Source organism: Pseudoalteromonas sp. SR44-5 (assembly GCF_014163675.1).
GTDB classification, from domain to species: domain Bacteria; phylum Pseudomonadota; class Gammaproteobacteria; order Enterobacterales; family Alteromonadaceae; genus Pseudoalteromonas; species Pseudoalteromonas rhizosphaerae.
The window spans coordinates 1-22,460 of the sequence record NZ_JACJDT010000002.1 but is presented as its reverse complement, the minus strand read 5'-3'; the positions used below and the strand labels follow the sequence as shown (position 1 = coordinate 22,460).

Sequence of the window (22,460 nt, the reverse complement as noted above, 5' to 3'; positions counted from 1 at the left end):
GACCTACGCCTGTGGTTACATAGCCCTGAGAGTCTAGATAAAAGTGATTAATTTTTTCTCATATTTTATAATGTTTTTAATTACTTCTTATTTCACCTGTGGATTTAATGGCATTTAAAATTCCTTTTAATAGTATTACCTAATTAGCATACAAGAATACTTAAAATTACCTAAAAAAACAACAATCATGAACACTAGTTCACTTAAAAATAATGGGCAGGCTCAAGTTTAACTCTATTAAGCAATCTGTTTTTCAGCAAGATTTAATTCCATTGTCGCTTTTAATAAGCGGTAAAGATTAATTGATGCATCAATTTCTTCTTTACGGTTGGTTAAACTTTCAATATTTAACCCCAGTGGCACGTCTAAATGCGCGCAACTTCTTAGTATTAAATCTAAGTTTTCACGGCAAATACGTACAGATTCACTCAGTGGGTTTTGCGAATCAAGCATCCGCCATTTAGTTGCATCAGGTACGGAAATTCCTAACCATTGCATAAACTCTAAGGTTTTTTCACTGCCGCAGGGCGTAAAGGTTAGAATAATACGTTTAGGTTCGATACCTTGAGCTTTACAGCTGCGCGCATAACTGGTGATCAAATCCACGGTTGCTTGCGCGTTATACACAGCTTGTGAGATAAAAAATTTACAGCCTTGCGTGGTTTTTTCAAGTAAGCGTTCATGTTCATTACGTTTACTTGCGTGGCGCTCGGCAATGGTAACGCCTCCTAAAAAGAAGTCTTGAGGCTGTTCGCTTAAGACTTTATAAGCATCAGGCAGGCTTAATTTAATATCCCCGTCAGATGATGGACTACCGACTAATACTAGGTTTTTTAAATTAAACTGGTTTTTAGTTTCGCTTAACCACTGTTTAAATTCGGCCACACCGCGCTGTGCAACACTTTTATAAGTGATCACTTCTTGATGCGATAAATTACGTAGTAAGTTACTGTATTCTCGAGGATCTACCGTTTGCTTGAACGGAAAAGGGCGAGGCATCTCAGTGCGACTACTTTCATCTTGAATGTCATAAATAATCACGCCATCGTATTCAATTTCATGCAAACGAGCTAAGAGCTTTTGGGCGATAATTTCAAGCTGCGCTTTATCAGTACCAATACGTGGTGGGGTGGTACCAATTAAGTACACACCCTGATTGGTGTCTTCAATTTTCTCTTGTAGTGATAAAGCCATAATCCTCATTCCAGCTAAGTTAGTGTCTATGGCAAATAATATAGCAGCCATTTAGACGTCTAGATAGATTTTTTTAGTGAAACTTTTTCAACGAAGGTGAGTTTTATTCATGTTGCTCTGAATGAAGAGTTCTGTGTTACACAACTGTTTACATAATTTATTGCCTCAGGGGTCTTATATTGACTTGCTTTGTTGCATAATCGGATGACTAAAAACAAGAAATTTATTCAACTAACAAGGGATAGCAATGAAATTTAAATTATTAGCAACCAGCCTTGCGGTAACGCTTGCACTGGGCGGTTGTGCAAGTAACAGCGGCTCAAACATGGTCAAAGAGGTTGAGATTGAGCAGTCAACGGTTGCCAGTAGTAATGATCGGGTGTTCTCACAAGATTATTTATTAGAAGAGCTTGATAACGGTTTACGCGTTATGGTGGTGAAAACTGATTACCCTGATGTGGTATCACTACAAATTCCAGTCTCTGTCGGTTCTCGTAATGAAGTCGAAGCAGGTAAAACCGGTTTTGCACACTTTTTTGAACATATGATGTTTAAAGGCTCTGAAAAATATCCGCAAGATGTGTATTCTGATATTCTAAAAAATTCAGGGGTTGATAATCGCGCTTATACAACCAATGATTACACTAACTATCACTTAAACTTTTCAAAGCAACATCTTGATAAAGTACTTGAAATTGAAGCGGATATTTTTCAAAACCTGACTTATTCAGAAGAGCAATTTCGTACCGAAGCATTAACAGTTAAAGGCGAATACCTTAAAAATAATGCCAGCCCGGTTCGTAAGTTACTTTCTGCAGTACGTAATGAAGCATTTGAAAAACATACCTATAAACATACCACCATGGGCTTTTTTGCAGATATTGAAGCCATGCCGGAGCAAATGGCATACGGTAAAGAGTTTTTTGCTAAGTTTTATAAACCTGAATATGTGTCATTAGTGATTGTAGGCGATGTTGATCCAGCTGAAACTATGGATATGGTTAAAAAACACTGGGGCCAATGGCAAAAAGGCGATTTCGTTGCTGATATACCAACCGAACCAAAACAGCAAGCGGCGAAATATATACATGAACAAAACGAAGGCTTACCAGGGCATTGGTTATTAGTATCTTATAAAGGCACAGCCTGGCAGCCAAAGCAAAAAGACAGAGCCGCGCTTGATTTACTGTCACAGCTTTATTTTTCAACCAACTCAGAGCTTTATCAAGAGTTAGTAGTTGATAAACAAATTGCTAGCCAAATGTTTAGCTATAACCCTGATACCAAAGATCCCGGCTTATTACATGTTTTTGTGAAAGTTGAAAATGAGGCTGATTTAGCGGTTGCTCGTGATGCAATTAATAGCACCTACGCAAAAGCTCGCACTGAGTTGGTTGATAGCCAAAAGTTAGCTGATTTAAAATCCAATCTTAAATACAGCTTTATTAACGGCCTAGACTCATCACAAGCTATAGGTTCAACCCTTGCCAGTTATATGCATTTTGAACGCGACCCAGAAGTCGTCAATCAGTTATATGCAACGGCAGATAGCATCACCGCGCAAGATATTAAAGACATTGCTAATAAGTATTTTGTAGACAGTGGTCGTACTACTGTGACTATGTCTGCACTGGATAAAGTGGCTGGTTTTGAACAAGAAGTGGACTTAAACACTCTCGTTGCTAGCAAGCAAACTGTGCAACAGCGTCATTTTAAAGTGCTAGATAAAACCAATAGTTCGCCATTGATTGATATTAACTGGTTATTCCATACCGGTGCTGCGGCTGATCCTAAAGGTCAAAAAGGCGTAGCTGCACTCACTGCGGCCATGCTTGCTCAAGGTGGTTCACAGGCGAAGAGCTACAACGACATTAAACAGGCACTTTATCCATTGGCAGGTAGCTTTGGTTATCAGATAGATAAAGAAATGATTTCGCTACAAGGGCGTGTCCATAAAGATAACGCTACACAATGGTATGCACTGGTTAGTGAGCAGTTACTAAATCCTGGCTTTAGAGAAGATGACTTTAAACGCCTTAAGAAAGAGCTCATCGACGGTATAAAATCTGGCCTAAAAGCCTCAAATGACGAAGAGCTAGGTAAAGAAGTGCTTTATCATAAGCTGTATCAAGGTCACCCATATGAGAGCTATAACTACGGTGATCTATCTGATTTAGAAGCATTAACACTTGATGACGTGAAAGCGTTTTATGCGAAAGAATTTACTCAAGCTAAACTGACTGTCGGTTTAATTGGCGCAGTACCTGAATCACTTAAAGCAACCATGTTTAGCGATTTAAGTGCTTTGCCTAAAGGTCAGCAAAGTCGTTTATCGATTCCTGATGCACCAGCGCTAAAAGGTCATCACGCTACAATTGTAGAAAAATCAGCGCAATCGACTGCGGTATCGTTTGGCTTCCCAATTGATACCATTCGTAGTAGTGAAGACTGGACGGCACTGTGGTTAGTTCGCTCATACTTTGGCGAGCACCGCAGTTCAAACTCATATCTTTATGAGCGCATTCGTCAAACCCGCGGTATGAACTACGGCGATTACGCGTATATTGAGTATTTCCCACGAGGTATGTTCCAGACTAAGCCTGATGCAAACTTAGGCCGCTCTGAGCAAATATTTCAAGTATGGCTTCGCCCGCTGCGCTCGAACAATGACGCTCATTTTGCAACGCGTACCGCTTTATTTGAACTTGATAAGCTAATCAAAAATGGCATGACAGAAAAAGACTTTGACGCAACGCGTAACTTCTTAATTAACTTTGTGCCGCAAATGGTAGCAAGCCAAAACCGTCAATTAGGGTATGCGCTAGATAGTGAGTTTTACAACACCGATACTTTCGTAAAATATGTAACGAGCAAGCTTGAAAAACTGACAGTAGCTGATGTAAATCGTGTCATAAAAGAGAACTTACAAACGGATGATATTCAGTATGTGTTTATCACCGGCGACGGAAAAGATATGCAAAAGCGCCTAGCGTCAGAGCAAACATCCCCTATGGTATATAATGCAGAGAAACCAGCTGAATTAGTTGCTGAGGATAAAGTAATCGCTGATTACAAACTGGCAATACCAGCGAAAAATATTGAAGTACTTGCTGTAGATAAGGTGTTTGAATAACGAGCATTTAAATAACTAAGAAGCTTAATTTAGATGCCCCAAATTTGGGGCATTTTTATAACATTGCGCCAATTTTTACACCTAATCCAAAAAGTATAATTGCACTGACGATAAGCACTAAGGTGATGTGTCCTCGCGATTCCTTTGACATAGTTTAAATCTCCTTATTTCATAATTAAAAACACGGTGATCATGCCAAGCGCAAAGCTGGCAATGGACGACAGCGCTAAAATTGTTGTGATACTTTGCGTATTTAAAGTATGTGTCTGAGCAACTGAAACTGTATTTTCCTCAAGTTTTATTAACTCACCTTGACGTACTTCTAACACTGCACACAAGGCCATGGTGGTTTCTTTAGACGCTGCGCCTTCTTTTTTTACCCGTTGAATAGTTCGTAAACTTACGTCACAGGCATCTGCAAGCTGTTGTTGAGTCCAATCAAGCTTTTGCCTTAATGCTTTTATAGTTTTGGGGTTTAATTGCATGATTATTTCCCCAAAGCTAATGTTGAAATAATATACCCAACAGTAAAACCAACAACAAAACACCCAGCAATAAAAAGAGCTGATTTTTTAGGGTTACTAAATAAAGTTGTTTGCTCTAAGCTTTTAACTAACTTTTTATTTTTAAACAGTGAGCACTCAAGCCTACCAGTTAAAATATTGTGCATTTCAAACTTAACATTAAAAGTATTACCTGATAGTTCAAATTGGTGTTTACTTGTGACATTAATACTTCGCTTTTCACTAACTAGCTCATCATTAATATAGACTTCTTCCTTACCGGTGAAGTAACTGCCAAAGCAGGCTATTTGATCGTCGCCATCTTGAAAGTAAAATTTATAGCCTAGTTTCTTTGTATTGAGTATGTCATTGTTCATCATCGTATTCCTTATTAAGTTGATGATGCTAATTTAGCGTTTATTATTATTTTTTACGCCGTCAGCTTTACGCCAGTTGTTATTTTGTCATATGACAGTATAACTGTCATTGATGTTTAGTTATTGAATTTTAAAGTTTTATATTTTTTATGGCTACACGTTAATTTTATCTACTGTCGTAACTCATTATGTAAAACTATAATGAGATTATTAAAGAATGATTTTGAAATTTAGTTATATCTAATAACTAGAACAAATAACCGCAGCGTTAACACATCTGACTTGAAATCCGTTAAACTGCATAAAAGCTTATCTTCGTATTAATCTAAGGCCGTCCTATGCGTCATGAAATTTGGCAACAGCTCCGCACCGAAGCAAATGAAGTCGTTACCCGTGAACCTCTGTTAGCAAGTCATGTGTATTCATGCATTTTAAATCATGAGTGCTTAGGGTCTGCGTTGAGCTTTATTGTTGCTAATAAGCTGGCAGACGCAGTGGTATCTGCATTTACTATCCGGGAGTTATTTGATCAGGCTTTTGTTGAATGTGATCGAATGCTTACTCATGTCGCCCATGATATAAAAGCCGTTAAAGATCGTGATCCCGCTGCCGATACATATTTAACTGTGATATTAAATTTAAAAGGTTTCCATGCAATTCAAGCACATCGACTCGCCCATTGCTTATGGTTACAAAACCGTAAAGAGCTCGCTCGCTTTATTCAAAGCCGTACCTCAGAAGTATTTGGCGTTGATATCCATCCTGCTTGTAAAGTCGGCCATGGTATTATGTTTGACCATGCAACTGGTATAGTGATTGGTGAAACAGCTGTTATTGAAGATAACGTCTCTATTTTACAATCAGTTACTCTAGGTGGTACTGGTAATGAAAAAGGCGATCGTCATCCGAAAATTCGCGCCGGTGTTTTAATTGGTGCTGGGGCTAAAGTGCTCGGCAATATTGAGGTCGGCGAGGGCGCCCGAATTGGCGCAGGCTCAGTGGTATTGAGCGCCGTACCACCTCACACCACGGTAGTTGGCGTGCCAGCTAAAATTGTTGGTAAACCAAATTGTCCCTGTCCAGCGCAAAGCATGAATCAAAACTTTTTAGAAGTTGAAGCTGAAAACGAATCGCACACCAGCGCAATGCTATAAATCAAAATTAACCATAAATGGAATTATAAATGAGTAATAATGGTTTGTTTTCTCGTGTGCTGGCGTTTGCTGCTGGCGTGGTTTTAACTTGGGGTTACTTTCAGTTGACCTCAAGCAAGACAACACCTGTTCATACACTGCTAACACACGAGGTTGAGCAGCAACGCAATATAATGGCGACGGACGAAACAGCTGTTGCTAATCAAGCTGCAAATTTTGCACAAGCGATTGATAGCAAAAAAATGGCCATTGCACCACAACAGCAAATGGCAGAAGAGCAACCGCTTGAGCAACAAGTGCAACAGCTCAAGCGTGAGTTACTGCAACAGCAAAAATTAGTAAAAGCTTACGAACAACAATTGCAAGCACCGTCCGATTTTGAACAAGCTTTGCTAGACAAGTTTACTGAGCAAAGTCGCAATGAAGAGTGGGCTTATCGTACCGAGACTGCCATGAAAGACTTTTTACAGATTGCTGATCTTGGCATCACCCCTGAATTGGTTAGTGCGCAGTGTAAAAGTTCGGTATGTAAATTTGAACTTGCAGCGCCAAAGGATGTAGATGATTTTGATCATACCCAATGGCGCGAACTCAACGATAAGTTGGTACAACAAGACTTTTGGCAGCAATTTAAAGTCAGTACTTCAAAATCAAGCGATCGCGATTTTTCATTATTATTAAGTACTGAGTCAGAATAACGAGCCTCAGCTGACACGAGCTTGAATTACGCCATCAGCAAGCTCGGTTACAATTAAATCACCTTGAGTTACTTGCTTAATAGACTTAATCACTTGCCCTTGCTCATTTTTAGTGATGCTATAACCACGAGCGAGTACATTGAGCGGACTTACAGATTCTAATCGGCTAGCCTGCATTGCGAGGGTATTTTGGGCACTGTGTAATTGTTGCTGCATGGTTTGTGTTAAACGCCCTTGCAGTTGCTGTAATTGATGACTTGCCTGAGTAATTTTGCGATCTGGTGAGCGCTGCATTAGTCGCGGCGTTAGATTATTTAAGCGGCGCTCATATTGATAGAGCCGATGTTGTATCGCCTGCTGTAATGCTACTGTCAATTCATCTAAACGTTGCGCTTGTTGATTTAACTGATTACGCGGGTGACATAATGTTAAACGGTGCTCAAGTGCTGTTGCAACGCTTTGCTTTGCAGATAACTGATGTTTAAACGCATTGGCTAAGCGATTTAATTGTTGTTGGATTTGATTATAAAGTTCGCTGCTATTGGGGCTAACAAGCTCTGCAGCCGCGCTTGGCGTTGCGGCGCGCACATCGGCAACATAATCGCTAATGGTGGTATCAATTTCATGACCGACAGCACTGATAATTGGTAGGTTACTGGCAAAAATAGCGCGTGCCAGTAGCTCATGGTTAAAGCACCATAAATCTTCTAGTGATCCACCACCGCGGCCTAAAATAATTACATCAACTTCATTGCGGGCATTAGCAATATTGATTTTATCAATTAATTGTAGGTGCGCGTCTTTACCTTGCACCATAGCAGGGTAGATCACGACTTCAAGTTGTGGCGCTCGACGCTTAAGTACCGTTAAAATATCTTTGATAGCCGCCCCTGTGGCTGATGTAATAACACCAACACGATGCACAACCCCAGGCAATGGTTGTTTATGGGCGGAGCTAAATAAACCTTCGGCGGCTAAGCGCATTTTTAATTCATCAAACTGTTGCTTTAGTTGCCCTTCGCCAGCAGCTTCCATGTGTTCAACAATCAGCTGATAGTCACCACGCGGTTCATACAGCGATACTCGGGCTCGAACTGTCACTTGTGCGCCATTTTCAGGGCGATAGCGTTGGCCTCGATTGTTGCCTCGCCACATCGCCGCTTTTACTTGAGCGCGATCATCTTTGAGCGTGAAATACCAATGACCAGAGGCTGGTGTAATGAAATTTGATATTTCGCCGGTTAAATTTAACGATGCGAATCCTTGTTCGAGTACGGTTCTTATTTCTCTATTTAACCTAGAAACGGTATAAATCGTTTGCTGCTGGGATGTTACGGCCATAAAGCGACTCTAAAAAGCGATGATGGGGGTATTTTATCATAAATAATTGTGAAATCTTATTTACTCGTGCCCACAACGCTGATAAAATTTGGCCGCAATTCCTTAAACAAGATCCACATGTGAGAAGTTGCCAAAATGCTTAGAATTGCTAAAGAAGCTCTTACCTTTGATGACGTACTTTTAGTACCAGGTCATTCTACTGTTTTGCCACACACGGCAAACATTTCAACTCGCTTAACGCGTGGTATCAAACTTAACTTGCCGCTAGTTTCAGCATCTATGGATACTGTTACCGAAGCACGCTTAGCGATTGCGCTAGCGCAAGAGGGCGGTTTAGGTTTTATCCACAAAAACATGACAATTGAAGAACAAGCCAAAAACGTACGTAAAGTTAAAACGTATGAAGCGGGTATTGTTTCTTTCCCTGTTACTGTGACAGCGGATTTAACCATTGCAGATGCAATTGTACTTGCTGAAGAAAAAGGCTTTTCAGGTTTTCCGGTAACGGACGCTGAAAACGGCCTTGTTGGTATTGTTACCAGCCGCGATATGCGTTTCGAAACCAAGCTTGAGCAACCGGTTTCAACAGTGATGACTAAAAAAGAAAAGTTAGTCACTGTAAAAGAAGGTGCTGCGCGTGATGAAATCTTAGGATTAATGCACGAACACCGTATCGAAAAAATCCTTGTTGTTGATGATGCGTTTAAATTAAAAGGCATGATCACAGTAAAAGATTATCAAAAAGCACAAGACAAACCACATGCATGTAAAGATGAACAAGGTCGTTTACGTGTAGGTGCTGCTGTTGGTGTAGGCCCAGGTACTGATGAGCGTATTGCTGCATTAGTCGAAGCGGGCGTTGATGTATTACTAATTGATACCTCACATGGTCATTCTCAAGGTGTTATCGACCGTGTTGCACAAACTCGTCAAACTTACCCTGAACTACAAATTGTAGCAGGCAATGTGGCAACAGCTGAAGGTGCGATTGCGCTTGCCGACGCCGGTGTTGATGCAGTTAAAGTAGGAATTGGCCCAGGTTCAATCTGTACTACGCGTATTGTTACTGGTTGTGGTGTACCACAAATCACAGCTATCTCTGATGCTGTTGATGGCCTAAAAGGTCGTGACATTCCAGTGATTGCTGATGGTGGTATTCGTTTCTCAGGTGATATTGTAAAAGCACTTGTTGCTGGTGCATCATGTGTGATGGTTGGCTCAATGCTAGCGGGTACTGAAGAAGCGCCTGGTGAAGTCGAGCTTTACCAAGGCCGTTACTACAAGTCATACCGTGGTATGGGCTCGCTTGGTGCGATGAACCAAAAAGAAGGTTCATCAGATCGCTATTTCCAAAAATCAAATCAAGCAGACAAGCTTGTGCCAGAAGGTATTGAAGGTCGTGTGGCTTATAAAGGTCCAATCGCGACAATCATTCACCAACAAGTTGGCGGCCTGCGCAGCGCAATGGGTTTAACCGGTTGTGCAACGATTGAAGAATTAAACACTAAACCTCAGTTTGTACGTGTTACTTCAGCAGGTATGGGTGAGTCACATGTTCATGATGTGCAAATCACCAAAGAAGCACCTAACTACCGCTTAGGTTAATAGCTTCAAATCTATTAAAATTACTGGGCTAGCTTCGCTAGCCCTTATTTATTATAGTCATTCAGGTAACCTGAGTGCTAGTTCTTGACTAACGAGACCCTCAATGAGCAAAGACATTCACGATTCACGAATTCTTATTTTAGACTTTGGTTCGCAATACACGCAATTGATCGCCCGCCGTGTGCGAGAAATTGGTGTTTACTGTGAACTGTGGGCATGGGACGTAACGGAAGAGCAGATCCGTGAGTTCAATCCACAAGGTATCATTCTATCTGGTGGCCCTGAGTCAACAACCTTAGAAAACAGCCCGCGTGCCCCTGAGTATGTATTCAATGCAGGCGTACCTGTACTTGGTATTTGTTACGGCATGCAAACAATGGCTACTCAGCTTGGCGGTAGCGTTCATAGCTCTGATAAGAAAGAGTTTGGTTACGCGCAAGTTGAAAAAGTCGGTAACTGTGCATTATTTGATGCCATTGAAGACAGCATTACCGATGGCGGTGAAGGCATTTTAGACGTGTGGATGAGCCATGGTGATAAAGTAATGGAAATTCCAGATACTTTCAAAACCACAGCTAAAACATCTACTTGCCCACATGCGGCAATGTCTAACGAAGAAAAGCGTTTTTACGGCGTACAATTCCACCCAGAAGTAACCCACACTCATCAAGGCCAACGTTTGCTAGAACGCTTTGCGATTGATATTTGTGGTTGTGAAAAACTGTGGACTGCTGCAAAAATCATTGATGACGCCATAGAGCGCATTAAAGATACTGTGGGTGATGACGAAGTAATCTTAGGTTTATCTGGTGGTGTTGATTCATCAGTGGTGGCTATGCTTATTCACCGCGCGATTGGCGACCGTTTAACCTGTGTATTTGTTGATAACGGTTTACTGCGTTTAAACGAAGGTCAGCAAGTAATGGATATGTTTGGCAATAAGTTTGGCCTAAACATTATCAAAGTGGATGCCGAGGAATTATTCTTAGCGGATCTTGCTGGTAAATCAGACCCAGAAGACAAGCGTAAAGCGATTGGCCATACATTTATTAAGGTATTTGATAGCGAATCTAAAAAGCTTAAAAATGCAAAATGGTTAGGTCAAGGTACTATCTATCCAGATGTTATCGAGTCAGCAGCGTCTGCAACTGGTAAAGCGCATGTGATCAAGTCTCACCATAATGTGGGCGGCTTACCAGATGACATGGAAATGGGCTTAGTTGAGCCACTGCGTGAATTATTTAAAGATGAAGTACGTAAAATTGGTTTAGAGCTCGGTTTACCGTACGACATGCTTTATCGTCACCCGTTCCCTGGGCCTGGTCTAGGTGTGCGTGTACTTGGCGAAATCAAAAAAGAGTACTGTGACTTATTACGCCGTGCTGACGCTATCTTCATCGAAGAACTACACAAAGCTGAGCTTTACCATAAAGTAAGCCAAGCGTTCACGGTATTCTTACCGGTCAAGTCTGTAGGCGTTATGGGTGATGCACGTAAGTATGATTGGGTTGTAAGTCTTCGTTGTGTAGAAACTATCGACTTTATGACTGCACGTTGGTCACATTTACCGTATGAGTTCTTAGGTCTGGTTTCAAACCGCATCATTAATGAAATCGACGGTATCTCACGCGTTGTTTACGATATTTCAGGAAAACCACCTGCGACAATCGAGTGGGAATAATTTTTAGGCCTGAAACGTCTGGCACTAACAGGCATTAAATCTTAATTAAGTCCGCGTAATTGCGGACTTTTTTTATTCGGAACATCACTGAAAAAATGCTGTGACACTTTGTTCTATAAGTCAAAATATAAGATCAGAGCCTTTCGATTGCGCAGGAAGATTTTATATAGCGTGATTGTTCATTAAGTGGCGCATTTGCTCAGTAATCCAATCTGTTAATTTATTGCTTGGGCTATCGAGTCGTTTTACTATGCCTATTTCAATTAATAGATCCGTTAAGAAGTCGGCTTGAGCTATTTTTATTTGTTCAAAAAACCAATGCGCCTTGGCTATATGCTCAGGCACGATGGCCCAGCCTTGATTCTGCGTTACCAATTCACAAATCAAATAATAACTGTCTAAATCCCAATGATCTGGGCTTAGGGCATTTTCGCGGTTTTCTCCTGAGCGGTTGCAGAGTACGAACTGACGATATTGTTGTAGTTGCGCAAGGGTCAATACATCTTCTTTAGCGAGAGCGTGCTTGTTACCGACAATCAGGATTTTTCTAAAATACCCCAGAGACTGTAAGGTTAACTTGGGTGGCAAGGCACTGTTGCTAATCATAAAACCAATGTCGGCTTTTTGATTAGCAATGGCATTGGCAATGTCGTCTTGTGAGCCATTGGTAATAACCAAATGAGTGTTAGGAAATAAATCGCCTACTTGAGAAAAAATAGAATGGATGGTTTCCAGTGGTAAGGCTTCATCCAGGGCGATTCGTAACGAAATGGGTTCTTTGTTCGCAGCTGTAAGTGCTCTTGAATCTAATCGAAGGCATTGGTTAAGCACGGCTCGCGCTTCGGGAAGCATCTCTTTACCCAGAGGCGTTAATACGGGGTATTTAGAGCTGCGATCAAATAACTCAAACCCTAAATCCAATTCTAAATTGGCTATGGCGCTACTAATTCGTGATTGTGCCTTTTGTAATTGCCTTGCTGCTGCAGAGAAAGAACCCTGCTCGGCGGCAGTAACAAAAGCCAGTAATTGATCCAATGTCCAATTCATTCCTATCTCCGAAACGGCCATTTAGCGGCTAGTTAAGCTTTTTAATCCATCTCTAAAGCGGATGGTAACTGACTTTATGATATCTCAATTCAGTATATTATGCCTACATTATTACATTATTACATTATTACCTTCTGGATATTTAAGATGCAAGCAGCTCCACAAATTCAACCGTCACAATCCGTCGCAGGCACGTTTTGGCGTTTCGCCATTCCTTCCATCGTCGCTATGTTAGTCAGTGGTTTATATCAGATCATTGATGGTTTCTTCGTTGGTCACTATGTTGGTGCAAACGGACTAGCAGGTATCAACATGGCAATTCCATTGCTTGGTTTAATCATGGGTTTTGGTTTGCTTGTTGGTATGGGAGGCGGCAGCGTATTATCTAAATATCGTGGCGAGAATAACCTCGTAGCCACTCAAGCAACACTCATCACAGCGCTTTTCTTGATTATTTTGATCGGCTTATTGGCCACAATTGTGTTTATCGTTTTTGGCCAGAGTCTGCTCAATATTCAAGGCGCGACCGGCGTCACCTTAGAGATGAGTTGGGGTTATGTGCAGATCATGTCGTTTGGGGCGCTTATTTCGGTTGGTGTCAGTGCCATGCCGATGTTAGTTCGAAATGACGATAGTCCAAACCTTGCGACGATCTTCATCATTGTTGGTGCCTTGACCAACATTGTCTTGGACTATGCTTTATTAGGCTATCTTGATATGGGGTTAAAAGGTGCAGCCATTGCTACCTTAATTGCTCAATTAGCCACGTGTATATTATGTTTACGTTACTTTATGTCGTCAAAAGCTAAAACCAAGCTATCGGTTAAACAACTTGATAAGACCATCGCCATTCATATCGTGCAATTAGGAGCGTCAAGCTTAGTGATGTTTATCTATTTCAGCTTCGTCATGGCGTTCCATAACATGCAATTTATGGCCTACGGGGACACCACGCAGTTAGCCGCATTTGCGATTGTTGGCTACTTAGCGAGCTGTTACTACTTCTTCGCTGAAGGCTTAGTCAGCGGATTGCAGCCACCAGTGAGTTACTACTTAGGCGCCAAGCAATACAAACGCATTAGCGAAACCGTAAAACTGGCTTTTTCTGTTACCGTTGGGTCCGGTATTGCTTTAGTAATATTGTTTAATATTTTTCCAGAAATCTTTATCAGCATTTTTACCACAGGCAATGATGCATTACTTGAAGCAAGCAAAAACGGTATTCGTTTACACTTAATGGCATTGTTTTTAGATGGCTTCTTATTCTTGGCGTCCATCTACTTCGTCGCCGTTGGTAAAAGCGGACAAGCCCTGTTTGTTTCCGTCGGCAATATGTTGATACAGTTTCCTTTCCTATTCATCTTGCCGAAATACCTAGGTATCGATGGTGTTTGGTTAGCCGTCCCTTTATCTAACATTGCCTTCGCATTGATCGTACTGCCGATGCTATTAAGCAACCTGAAAGGTTTTATGTACATGCATAAACAACAAAGTTTCGTTTAAAAAACAATAAGAAAAGAATAGTAAGGATATTTTTATATCGACGAGCGTTAAATAACTTTGGGGCAAAAGCGAGTTATGAATTTTAACAACAAGAGTCTGCATCACTTAGTATGACTTGATATGTAGCTGGTTGCTCATGTTTTGATACGCTTTAAAAGTGGACAACAAGTTGAGTATAAAAAGTGAATAGAATTGAATCTAACCGCGCTTACTACAGAAGAGCAACACGGGCTTCGTTATGATATGGCCGAATCATCAGTCTGGGCCAAAGCTGAACTAAAACGTCTGCGAGTAGCAAAAAGTAAAAAATGCTGAGCATGGATATATATGAAGGCTTATCCTAGTTTAGGTAAGTAATTATAAAAACGGCGAATTAGTTGACTAATTCGCCGTTTTGTTTATTTAAAAAGCAGTTAAACTAAAAGAGTGATTTTTTTCTTTACCTTTAGCGAAACTTCTCTATAATTCGTCGTCATTGCAGGGGCGTAGTTCCAATTGGTAGAACAGCGGTCTCCAAAACCGATGGTTGGGAGTTCGAGTCTCTCCGCCCCTGCCACTTCTTATTTACATAGCCTTGATTACTTCTTATATTGTTCCAGTGTTTAAGTCTACTGAGTTTTTATGCATCCACGATACGCAGCTATTTTTGGTATAGAAAACCTCGAACTAAATCAGCATTTCCGATTACAGCCAGTCGCTGAACAACGTTCTGATGCACCAAGTGCAGCGCCGCAGGTAAATATAGAGCTAAGTACAACGCTATTGGCTGATTTAAATCGCGCTATTGCGCCATTAAAAATTAGCCAAGTAGTGCAAAGCGATAAGCTTGCATGGCATGATGGTCAATTGAGCTTACCAACCCAGCAGCTTAATGCTGATAATAAACGCGCGCTATGGGCGCTGATGAGCACACACCTTGATAACCTTTGAATCTGTTACTGAATTATCCATTGATGCGCTGATGCGTGTTGAGAACGCGTGTCACACTCATCCGTGGACAGTAAACACTATGCAATCATGTCTCGCTGGACGTTACTTTAATTTAGCTGCGTTTAATGAGCAGCAAATTATTGGTTTTTATATCGGTGAAAAAGCAGGGCCTGATTTTACTTTAATGGATATCTGCGTGGCACCTGATTTTCAGGGGCAGGGGATTGCCAAACAATTGCTTGCAGCGTTTATTGAATACGGCGAAAAACACCACGCTGAAAACTTATTTTTAGAAGTACGTGAAACCAATACTCGTGCCATCGCCTTATATGAGCAGGCAGGCTTTAGTGAAATGTCGGTACGTAAAAATTACTACCCAAGTAGTGACCCATCAAAAAATGGCCATGAAGATGCTATCTTAATGGGAATGACATTACTTTTTGGTTAATGACTGTTCTTGTTGCAAGGTATATTTTATCGCTTCAATTAAGCTCAGTGCTAAATAATCACGGCGGTTGTGATCACGGCCACGTAAATTATCTTCAAGTGTGGCCGCCGCATGGTGAATATTACTAAAACCAAAACAACCAGCACTGCCTTTTAAACTATGGGCCAGCGCTCTGAGCTGCTCCCACTCACCATTATTGTATAGCTGCGTAACGTCGGTTAAATAACCTGGCAGTTTTAAGCGATAGTTGTCGTTGATCTGTTGAAATTTTTCGCTGTTTAGCAAGCTATCCCATTTATTCTGGCTGTCTTTTTCAATATTTAAATAGCTAACAAGCACACTTTCTAAGGCATCTTTATCGATAGGCTTAGCCAGTGCTTCGTCGCAACCGGCTTGCAAATAGGTGTTTACGTCATCTTTCATAACATTCGCGGTAAGTGCAATGATCGGCCCATCGTAGGCTGCATGGCGGAGCATTTGTGTGGCTTCTAAGCCGCCCATTACCGGCATTTGCATGTCCATAATGATTAATTGATAGTCATTCACCAGCGCCATTTCAACAGCTTCTGCACCATTGTTGGCTATATCAGGCTCAAGCCCCCATGTTTGCAGTAATAACTTGATTAGTACTTGGTTGTCAGGGTTATCCTCGGCGACTAATATATTGGCATCAAAGCTATTTTCTGCGAATGAAAGCTGTAAGTCCTTAGCGGGAGTTAATTGGCTTAACTCAGTCAGCATTGGCACTGTTTGTTGTTTATCAGCAGGTAAGTTACAGGCAATTTGCACGCAGAAACAGCTTCCTTGGCCTGGCGTGCTTGTTACATAAACATCACCACCGAGCAATTGTGCTAAATTTTTAGAAATACATAAGCCTAAGCCAGTGCCGCCAAAGCGTCGTGTTGTTGTTGTATCAGCTTGTTCAAAAGGTTTGAATACCCGCTCAACTTCTCGCTCTGACATGCCAATACCGCTATCTTTAATGGCAAATTCTATGAGTTGTAAATCACTGTTATAGGTAATATCTAATTCAATTAAACCTTGCTCGGTAAACTTCACTGCATTGCTGGCAATATTAATGAGAATTTGCTTTAAACGAGTGCTATCACTATTAATTATGCGCGGTAATGGTAAGTGAAAATTGATATTGCAGTTAAGTTTTTTCTCTTGTGATAAAGGACGAATAATCGAATCAATATCATGAACTAACTGCACAATATCTAGCGGTTCTTTTTCAACAGCTAATTTTTCGGCTTCGATTTTCGACAAGTCTAAAATATTATTGATGAGTTCAAGTAAGTGTTTAGAGTTACGTAATATAGTATTTAGGTGCCAAGCGTCGCCGGTTGTATTTTGGCTGTGTAATAGCTGCTCAGTAAAGCCCATGATGGCGGTTAGTGGTGTACGTATTTCATGACTCATATTGGCTAAAAAGCGGCTTTTTAATTGGTTCGCTTGTTCCGCTTGGGCAATGGCCACCTCGAGTTGACTATTCATGGTTTCAAGTGCCTTGGTACGGCTTTCGACTTTATCTTCTAAGTGATGTTTATATTCTTCAAGTTCGTCTTGATAATGACGAATTTGGTTCACCATGTGATTAAAATCATTAAATAATACCCCCACCTCATCATTATTATGTGCAGGCAAATATACCGACAAATCGCCGTCACCTACTCGATGGCTGGCTGCCCCAAGTAACTCAATTGGGTTAAGTAGTAAATTACGTACCACAATAAAAATCAGCATCGGCAGGGTGATCACTGAAATAATCACAATCAAGGCGGTGATCAAACTGATCGCTTTGCCCGATTGATACAGTAAGGCTTTGGGGATGGTCGAGACATAATAATAACCGCCGCTCATTTGGATGGCGTAAATCATCCGTTCAACTTTATCAATACTCGATAACTCTATGGTTGAGAGCTTACCTAGATCGGCTAAGTCGTGAATTTGTTGCAGCTCATATTCGCTAATATATTGACCGCGCTTATTGTAGTCTGAGCTAAATAATATTTTGCCATTGCTGGTCAGTAATAAATTTAAGGTATTGTTATAGGGCGCTTCTAAAATGCTGGTATTTAAAATCGATGGCTCAACATGCAACACAATAAACCCTAATTGTTGCGGACGTTTAAGGTAGTAATCAGCACTGTAAATACGTTGAATAAAATACAAACTGGTAGTGCCATCTTGTTTTTGCACCATAAACTGTTGTTGGCGTAAGTTACTTTGTAAAACTTGTGAGAAAAATGGATAGCTGGTTGGTGCGGTATTTAAATTACTGGAGTAATAGGCGTCGCTTTGACCATCCGGAGAGACTAAATTTACGCTAACAATATCGGGGTAAGCTTCTGAATAGCTTGCAAATACATCCATTAGTGCGCCTAGACGACGGGTGTAATTGCCGTTATCGCGTAAGTCATCTGCTAAAAAGTCACTTAGTACAGGGGAGGCCGAGAGTAACTTTGTAGTAGAGTGAAATGAATCGATGTAATTGAACATTTTTTGTTGTTGCTGTTCAACAAAACGGCTAACAATGAGCTCGGCTTGTTTTTGTGTGGAGCTGGTAACGTTGGTGAGAGTAAAGCCACCTAAAAACAATAACGGTAAAATCACCAAAGGCGTGATATACCATAATAATCTTATACTTAACTTACTTGTTCTCATACCCAAACAAAATATCCTCCATGTAATCTATCAATAGTATGCGTTAGCGTAAAATTACACAAGTTTAGTGCGTTCGCTGCAGCAAACGGGTTGAGCTGATTTTAAACCAAGTTATCGGCTAATTACTTGCAATCGTTGCTTTTTTGGCTAAGACAAACAAGGTATAATGTGACTAATTCTATTTTATATTTACAGTGCGTAGCGAAGACCTGTGCTTAGGTTTGTTTTTGGTTGCGCCTTGTTATGACTTAAAGCGGCTTACATGTCTAATTTATTAAACGAAATCAATACGCGACGCACGTTCGCGATCATCTCGCATCCGGATGCTGGTAAAACTACCATCACCGAAAAAGTACTGTTGTTCGGACAAGCTATTCAAAAAGCGGGTACCGTTAAAGGCCGTGGCTCTAATCAACATGCCAAGTCTGACTGGATGGAAATGGAAAAAGAGCGTGGTATCTCGGTCACGACCTCTGTTATGCAATTCCCATATAATAAAGCGCTAGTAAACCTACTTGATACCCCAGGACATGAAGATTTCTCTGAAGATACTTATCGTACCTTAACTGCGGTCGATTCATGTTTGATGGTGATCGATGCGGCTAAAGGTGTTGAAGATCGTACTCGTAAATTAATGGAAGTAACGCGCTTACGTACCACGCCAATTGTCACATTTATGAATAAATGTGACCGCGATATTCGTGATCCGATGGAGTTGTTAGACGAAGTTGAAACAGAGCTAAATATAGCTTGTGCACCGATCACATGGCCAATTGGCTGTGGTAAAGAGTTTAAAGGTGTTTATCATATTCACCGCGGCGAGACCTTGTTATACAAAACCGGCCAAGGTCATACTATTCAAGAAGTACGCAGTATTAAAGGGCTTGATAATCCTGAGCTTGATGCAGCGATCGGCGATGAGCTTGCTGGGCAACTGCGTGAAGAGTTAGAACTTGTTATTGGTGCATCGCACGAATTTGATTTAGAGCTATTTTTAGCGGGTGAGTTATCACCAGTGTACTTTGGTACTGCGCTTGGTAACTTTGGTGTTGATCATGTGCTTGATGGCCTAACTGAGTGGGCACCAACGCCATTACCGCGTGAAACAGAAGACCGTACTGTTGTTGCAACAGAAGAGAACTTCACTGGCTTCGTATTTAAAATTCAAGCGAATATGGACCCTAAGCACCGTGACCGTATTGCGTTTATGCGTATTGTGTCGGGTAAATACAGCCAAGGCATGAAAATGAACCATGTGCGTATAGGTAAACAAGTCAGTATTTCTGATGCGGTAACCTTTATGGCGGGTGATCGTGAGCGTGCAGGTGATGCTTTTGCAGGTGATATTATTGGTTTACATAACCACGGTACGATCCAGATAGGTGATACCTTCACACAAGGTGAAAAGCTTAAATTTACTGGTATTCCAAACTTTGCGCCGGAATTATTCCGCCGCATTCGTCTGCGTGATCCACTTAAACAAAAGCAATTATTAAAAGGCTTGGTGCAGCTATCTGAAGAAGGTGCAGTACAAGTATTTAGACCGCTTATTAATAACGACTTAATTGTAGGCGCGGTTGGTATATTGCAGTTTGATGTGGTTGTAGCGCGTTTGAAAGCAGAATATAACGTAGATGCTTTATACGAAAGCGTAAATGTAAATACCGCACGTTGGGTAAGTTCGACTGACGTTAAAAAGTTTGAAGATTTTAAACGTAAATGCGAAAGCAACTTAGCGCTTGATGGCGGCGATAACTTAACTTACATAGCGCCGAGTCGTGTAAATCTTAACTTATCAATTGAGCGCTATCCAGAAGTGACATTTAACCACACGCGTGAAAATTAGACTCAAATTTTAATTTAAAGCCCGCTAACGCGGGTTGGTAAAGGTAATAAATTACATGAATATTCGTACCCTACTAATTGAAAGAGCCATCGCAGCCATGACTGGCGCTGGCTTACCTGCAGATACTAACCCTGCGGTAACACAGAGTACCCGCCCACAATTTGGTGACTACCAAATTAATGGTGCAATGGGCGCTGCTAAAAAAATGAAAAGCAACCCGCGAGAGCTTGCACAACAAATTATTGATCACTTAGATGTAAGTGATATCGCAGACAAAACAGAAATTGCCGGCCCTGGTTTTATCAATATTCACCTAAAACCTGAGTTTTTAGCGCAAAGCTTAAAAGCGGCAAACCAAGATGCAAAGCTGGCTGTTGCTGAGCATGCACAACCGCAAAAAGTAGTGGTTGATTACTCATCACCTAATCTTGCTAAAGAAATGCACGTTGGGCATTTACGTTCAACGATCATTGGCGATGCAGTAGTACGCGCACTGGAGTTTCGTGGCGATACAGTTATTCGTCAAAACCACATGGGCGATTGGGGCACGCAATTTGGTATGCTGATTGCGCATCTGGAAGATCAAATCAGCCAAGGTGTTGATTTAGATTCTGTGGCACTTGCTGATCTAGAAACCTTCTACCGCGATGCTAAAAAGCGTTTTGATGATGAACAAGGTTTTGCAGATAAAGCGCGTGATTACGTAGTAAAACTACAAGGTGGCGACGCGCATTGTGAAAAACTATGGAAGTTGTTTATCGCAACCTCGGTAAAGCATTCTGAAGAAGTATATAAACGCTTAAATGTAACGCTTACACCAGACGACATCATGGCTGAAAGTGCTTATAACAGTGAACTGAACAATATCATTAAGTTATTACAAGATAAGAATATTGCTGTTGAGTCACAAGGCGCACAGGTGGTGTTTTTAGATGAGCTGGCAAATAAAGATGGTGAGCCATCAGTGTTTATCGTGCAAAAATCAGGTGGCGGTTTCTTATACGCAACCACCGATTTAGCCGCCTGTGATTACCGTTCAAACAAGTTAGGCGCAGCCCGCATTTTAATTTTTGTTGATGCGCGTCAAAGCCTACACTTCAATCAAGTAGAGCTTACTGCACGTAAAGCCGGTTTACTACGCGATGAAACTAGCTACGAATTTTGCCCATTTGGCACCATGATGGGTGAAGACGGCAAACCATTTAAAACGCGTACAGGTGGCACGGTAAAACTTGCTGATTTACTTGAAGAGTCAATCACTCGAGCTGCTGCTAAGCTTGCTGAACGTGAGTCTGACTTAACTGATGAAGAGCGCAGTGAAATTGCCCGTAAAGTAGGCATTGGCGCAGTTAAATATGCAGACCTTTCTAAGCACCGAACCAGTGATTACATTTTCAACTGGGACAGTATGCTTAGCTTTGAAGGGGCAACAGCACCTTACTTACAATATGCTTATACTCGTGTACGCAGTATTTTCCGTAAATCAGGCGTAGACGCAGCAAGCTTAAACGCAGATGTCGCTATTGTTGAACCGCAAGAAAAAACCCTTGCACTTAAACTACTGCAATTAGAAGAAGTACTTGATCAAATGATCAGTGAGGCAACACCGCACGTATTATGTAGTTACCTATACGAGCTTGCCAGCCTATACATGACCTTCTACGAAGCTTGCCCAGTACTTAAAGAAGGCGTAGAGCCAAGTGTACGCGATAGCCGTTTAGTGCTGTGTAATTTGGTAGCGGATACGCTGAAAACGGGCCTAGATCTTTTAGGCATCGAAGTCATGGAGCAAATGTAATCACCGTCGTATTTTAATCTAATACTGCGTTGTCCACTCGACTGACCCTAATCACATACAAATACGTATGCTCATAGGGATAAGTCGAGTGTCCGCCTTATCTTAGACTAAACTACTTAGGTGAACGTCTGCTGCGTGTAGTTCGCTTTAGCTGCGTTAATGAGTTTATTTAGCCTAAGTCACATACAAAATACGTATGCTCCTTGGCATAAATAAACTCACTGCCTTGCTAGCGCTCCTACACTTGCAGATGTGTAGTTTGGCACTTAGTTACTGACCCTAATCACATACAAGAGCGTATGCTCATAGGGATAAGTCGAGTGTCCGCCTTATCTTAGACTAAACTACTTAGGTGAACGTCTGCTGTGTGTAGTTCGCTTTAGCTGCGTTAATGAGTTTATTTAGCCTAAGTCACATACAAAAGTGACAAGGTACTAGGAAGAAATAGGCCCTAGGCTCTAAGAATAGTTTGATACACAGATAGTTGTTTATAAATTTTTGAAGAACCTAGAACCTAGAACCTAGAACCTAGAAC

16 protein-coding genes and 1 tRNA gene are annotated in these 22,460 nt (G+C 41.2%); 11 read left to right on the top strand and 6 right to left on the bottom strand.

Annotated elements, in window-relative coordinates; genetic code table 11:
• Window positions 1-237: 237 nt before the first annotated feature.
• Window positions 238-1,194: a methylenetetrahydrofolate reductase gene (locus tag H5154_RS01235; RefSeq protein WP_145235486.1), complete on the bottom strand. Its 957-nt coding sequence runs from the start codon at window positions 1,192-1,194 to the stop codon at window positions 238-240.
• A gap of 247 nt (window positions 1,195-1,441) precedes the next feature.
• Between H5154_RS01235 and H5154_RS01230 the strand changes: the two genes are divergently transcribed.
• The gene (locus tag H5154_RS01230; RefSeq protein ID WP_182717144.1) at window positions 1,442-4,327 is read left to right on the top strand and encodes a pitrilysin family protein; all 2,886 of its coding nucleotides are present in this window, start codon (window positions 1,442-1,444) and stop codon (window positions 4,325-4,327) included.
• Between the two features lie 164 nt (window positions 4,328-4,491).
• Here H5154_RS01230 and H5154_RS01225 read toward each other — a convergent pair whose 3' ends face one another.
• Together H5154_RS01225 and H5154_RS01220 are read right to left on the bottom strand one after the other, a co-directional pair.
• A complete protein-coding gene (locus tag H5154_RS01225; protein WP_182717143.1) occupies window positions 4,492-4,812 on the bottom strand; it encodes a helix-turn-helix domain-containing protein in 321 nt (106 codons plus the stop codon).
• A gap of 2 nt (window positions 4,813-4,814) precedes the next feature.
• A complete protein-coding gene (locus H5154_RS01220; protein ID WP_182717228.1) occupies window positions 4,815-5,207 on the bottom strand; it encodes a hypothetical protein in 393 nt (130 codons plus the stop codon).
• A 338-nt stretch (window positions 5,208-5,545) separates the two neighbouring features.
• On the opposite strand from H5154_RS01220, the gene cysE reads away from it, so the two are divergent.
• The gene (gene cysE, locus H5154_RS01215; protein WP_149982076.1) at window positions 5,546-6,361 is read left to right on the top strand and encodes a serine O-acetyltransferase; all 816 of its coding nucleotides are present in this window, start codon (window positions 5,546-5,548) and stop codon (window positions 6,359-6,361) included.
• Window positions 6,362-6,390: 29 nt separating this feature from the next.
• On the top strand, window positions 6,391-7,059 hold the full coding sequence (locus H5154_RS01210) for a hypothetical protein (protein ID WP_182717142.1): 669 nt from the start codon (window positions 6,391-6,393) through the stop codon (window positions 7,057-7,059).
• A 6-nt stretch (window positions 7,060-7,065) separates the two neighbouring features.
• On the opposite strand, the gene xseA is transcribed toward H5154_RS01210, so the two are convergent.
• Complete coding sequence (xseA, locus tag H5154_RS01205; RefSeq protein ID WP_182717141.1) at window positions 7,066-8,400, bottom strand: exodeoxyribonuclease VII large subunit; 1,335 nt, start codon at window positions 8,398-8,400, stop codon at window positions 7,066-7,068.
• Window positions 8,401-8,535: 135 nt separating this feature from the next.
• On the opposite strand from xseA, the gene guaB reads away from it, so the two are divergent.
• Window positions 8,536-10,005, top strand: coding sequence for an IMP dehydrogenase (gene guaB / locus H5154_RS01200; protein ID WP_149982073.1), 1,470 nt, complete (start codon window positions 8,536-8,538; stop codon window positions 10,003-10,005).
• A gap of 103 nt (window positions 10,006-10,108) precedes the next feature.
• Window positions 10,109-11,686 (top strand): glutamine-hydrolyzing GMP synthase, encoded by a 1,578-nt coding sequence (gene guaA / locus H5154_RS01195; RefSeq protein ID WP_145235498.1) that lies wholly within the window; start codon window positions 10,109-10,111, stop codon window positions 11,684-11,686.
• A 162-nt stretch (window positions 11,687-11,848) separates the two neighbouring features.
• Here the strand turns inward: guaA and H5154_RS01190 are convergent, their stop codons facing one another.
• A complete protein-coding gene (locus H5154_RS01190) occupies window positions 11,849-12,733 on the bottom strand; it encodes a LysR family transcriptional regulator (RefSeq protein WP_182717140.1) in 885 nt (294 codons plus the stop codon).
• A gap of 147 nt (window positions 12,734-12,880) precedes the next feature.
• Here H5154_RS01190 and H5154_RS01185 point away from each other — a divergent pair, with 147 nt between their 5' ends.
• From H5154_RS01185 to rimI, 4 genes are all read left to right on the top strand, one after another.
• On the top strand, window positions 12,881-14,236 hold the full coding sequence (locus H5154_RS01185) for an MATE family efflux transporter (RefSeq protein ID WP_182717139.1): 1,356 nt from the start codon (window positions 12,881-12,883) through the stop codon (window positions 14,234-14,236).
• A gap of 479 nt (window positions 14,237-14,715) precedes the next feature.
• Window positions 14,716-14,792 (top strand) — tRNA-Trp (locus H5154_RS01180).
• Between the two features lie 65 nt (window positions 14,793-14,857).
• Window positions 14,858-15,166 carry a hypothetical protein gene (locus H5154_RS01175; RefSeq protein ID WP_145235500.1) on the top strand — a complete coding sequence of 103 codons (309 nt, stop codon included), beginning with the start codon at window positions 14,858-14,860 and terminating at the stop codon, window positions 15,164-15,166.
• Window positions 15,153-15,614 (top strand): ribosomal protein S18-alanine N-acetyltransferase, encoded by a 462-nt coding sequence (rimI, locus tag H5154_RS01170; protein ID WP_182717138.1) that lies wholly within the window; start codon window positions 15,153-15,155, stop codon window positions 15,612-15,614. The genes H5154_RS01175 and rimI overlap by 14 nt, the downstream gene beginning before the upstream one ends.
• On the opposite strand, the gene H5154_RS01165 is transcribed toward rimI, so the two are convergent.
• Complete coding sequence (locus H5154_RS01165; protein ID WP_182717137.1) at window positions 15,600-18,281, bottom strand: hybrid sensor histidine kinase/response regulator; 2,682 nt, start codon at window positions 18,279-18,281, stop codon at window positions 15,600-15,602. The two genes, rimI and H5154_RS01165, sit on opposite strands and share 15 nt — an antisense overlap.
• A gap of 262 nt (window positions 18,282-18,543) precedes the next feature.
• Between H5154_RS01165 and prfC the strand changes: the two genes are divergently transcribed.
• On the top strand, window positions 18,544-20,127 hold the full coding sequence (gene prfC / locus H5154_RS01160; protein WP_145235504.1) for a peptide chain release factor 3: 1,584 nt from the start codon (window positions 18,544-18,546) through the stop codon (window positions 20,125-20,127).
• 55 nt (window positions 20,128-20,182) lie between these two features.
• Window positions 20,183-21,925, top strand: coding sequence for an arginine--tRNA ligase (gene argS / locus H5154_RS01155; RefSeq protein WP_182717136.1), 1,743 nt, complete (start codon window positions 20,183-20,185; stop codon window positions 21,923-21,925).
• The last annotated feature ends 535 nt before the right edge of the window (window positions 21,926-22,460 follow it).

Bases quoted from the DNA above. Each gene is read 5' to 3' on its own strand.
- H5154_RS01185 (WP_182717139.1), top strand. From the start codon at position 12,881: ATGCAAGCAGCTCCACAAATTCAACCGTCACAATCCGTCGCAGGCACG.
- xseA (WP_182717141.1), bottom strand. From the start codon at position 8,400: ATGGCCGTAACATCCCAGCAGCAAACGATTTATACCGTTTCTAGGTTA.
- H5154_RS01220 (WP_182717228.1), bottom strand. From the start codon at position 5,207: ATGAACAATGACATACTCAATACAAAGAAACTAGGCTATAAATTTTAC.
- guaB (WP_149982073.1), top strand. From the start codon at position 8,536: ATGCTTAGAATTGCTAAAGAAGCTCTTACCTTTGATGACGTACTTTTA.
- H5154_RS01175 (WP_145235500.1), top strand. From the start codon at position 14,858: ATGCATCCACGATACGCAGCTATTTTTGGTATAGAAAACCTCGAACTA.
- H5154_RS01165 (WP_182717137.1), bottom strand. From the start codon at position 18,281: ATGAGAACAAGTAAGTTAAGTATAAGATTATTATGGTATATCACGCCT.
- cysE (WP_149982076.1), top strand. From the start codon at position 5,546: ATGCGTCATGAAATTTGGCAACAGCTCCGCACCGAAGCAAATGAAGTC.
- H5154_RS01210 (WP_182717142.1), top strand. From the start codon at position 6,391: ATGAGTAATAATGGTTTGTTTTCTCGTGTGCTGGCGTTTGCTGCTGGC.
- guaA (WP_145235498.1), top strand. From the start codon at position 10,109: ATGAGCAAAGACATTCACGATTCACGAATTCTTATTTTAGACTTTGGT.
- H5154_RS01230 (WP_182717144.1), top strand. From the start codon at position 1,442: ATGAAATTTAAATTATTAGCAACCAGCCTTGCGGTAACGCTTGCACTG.
- H5154_RS01225 (WP_182717143.1), bottom strand. From the start codon at position 4,812: ATGCAATTAAACCCCAAAACTATAAAAGCATTAAGGCAAAAGCTTGAT.
- argS (WP_182717136.1), top strand. From the start codon at position 20,183: ATGAATATTCGTACCCTACTAATTGAAAGAGCCATCGCAGCCATGACT.
- prfC (WP_145235504.1), top strand. From the start codon at position 18,544: ATGTCTAATTTATTAAACGAAATCAATACGCGACGCACGTTCGCGATC.
- H5154_RS01235 (WP_145235486.1), bottom strand. From the start codon at position 1,194: ATGGCTTTATCACTACAAGAGAAAATTGAAGACACCAATCAGGGTGTG.
- H5154_RS01190 (WP_182717140.1), bottom strand. From the start codon at position 12,733: ATGAATTGGACATTGGATCAATTACTGGCTTTTGTTACTGCCGCCGAG.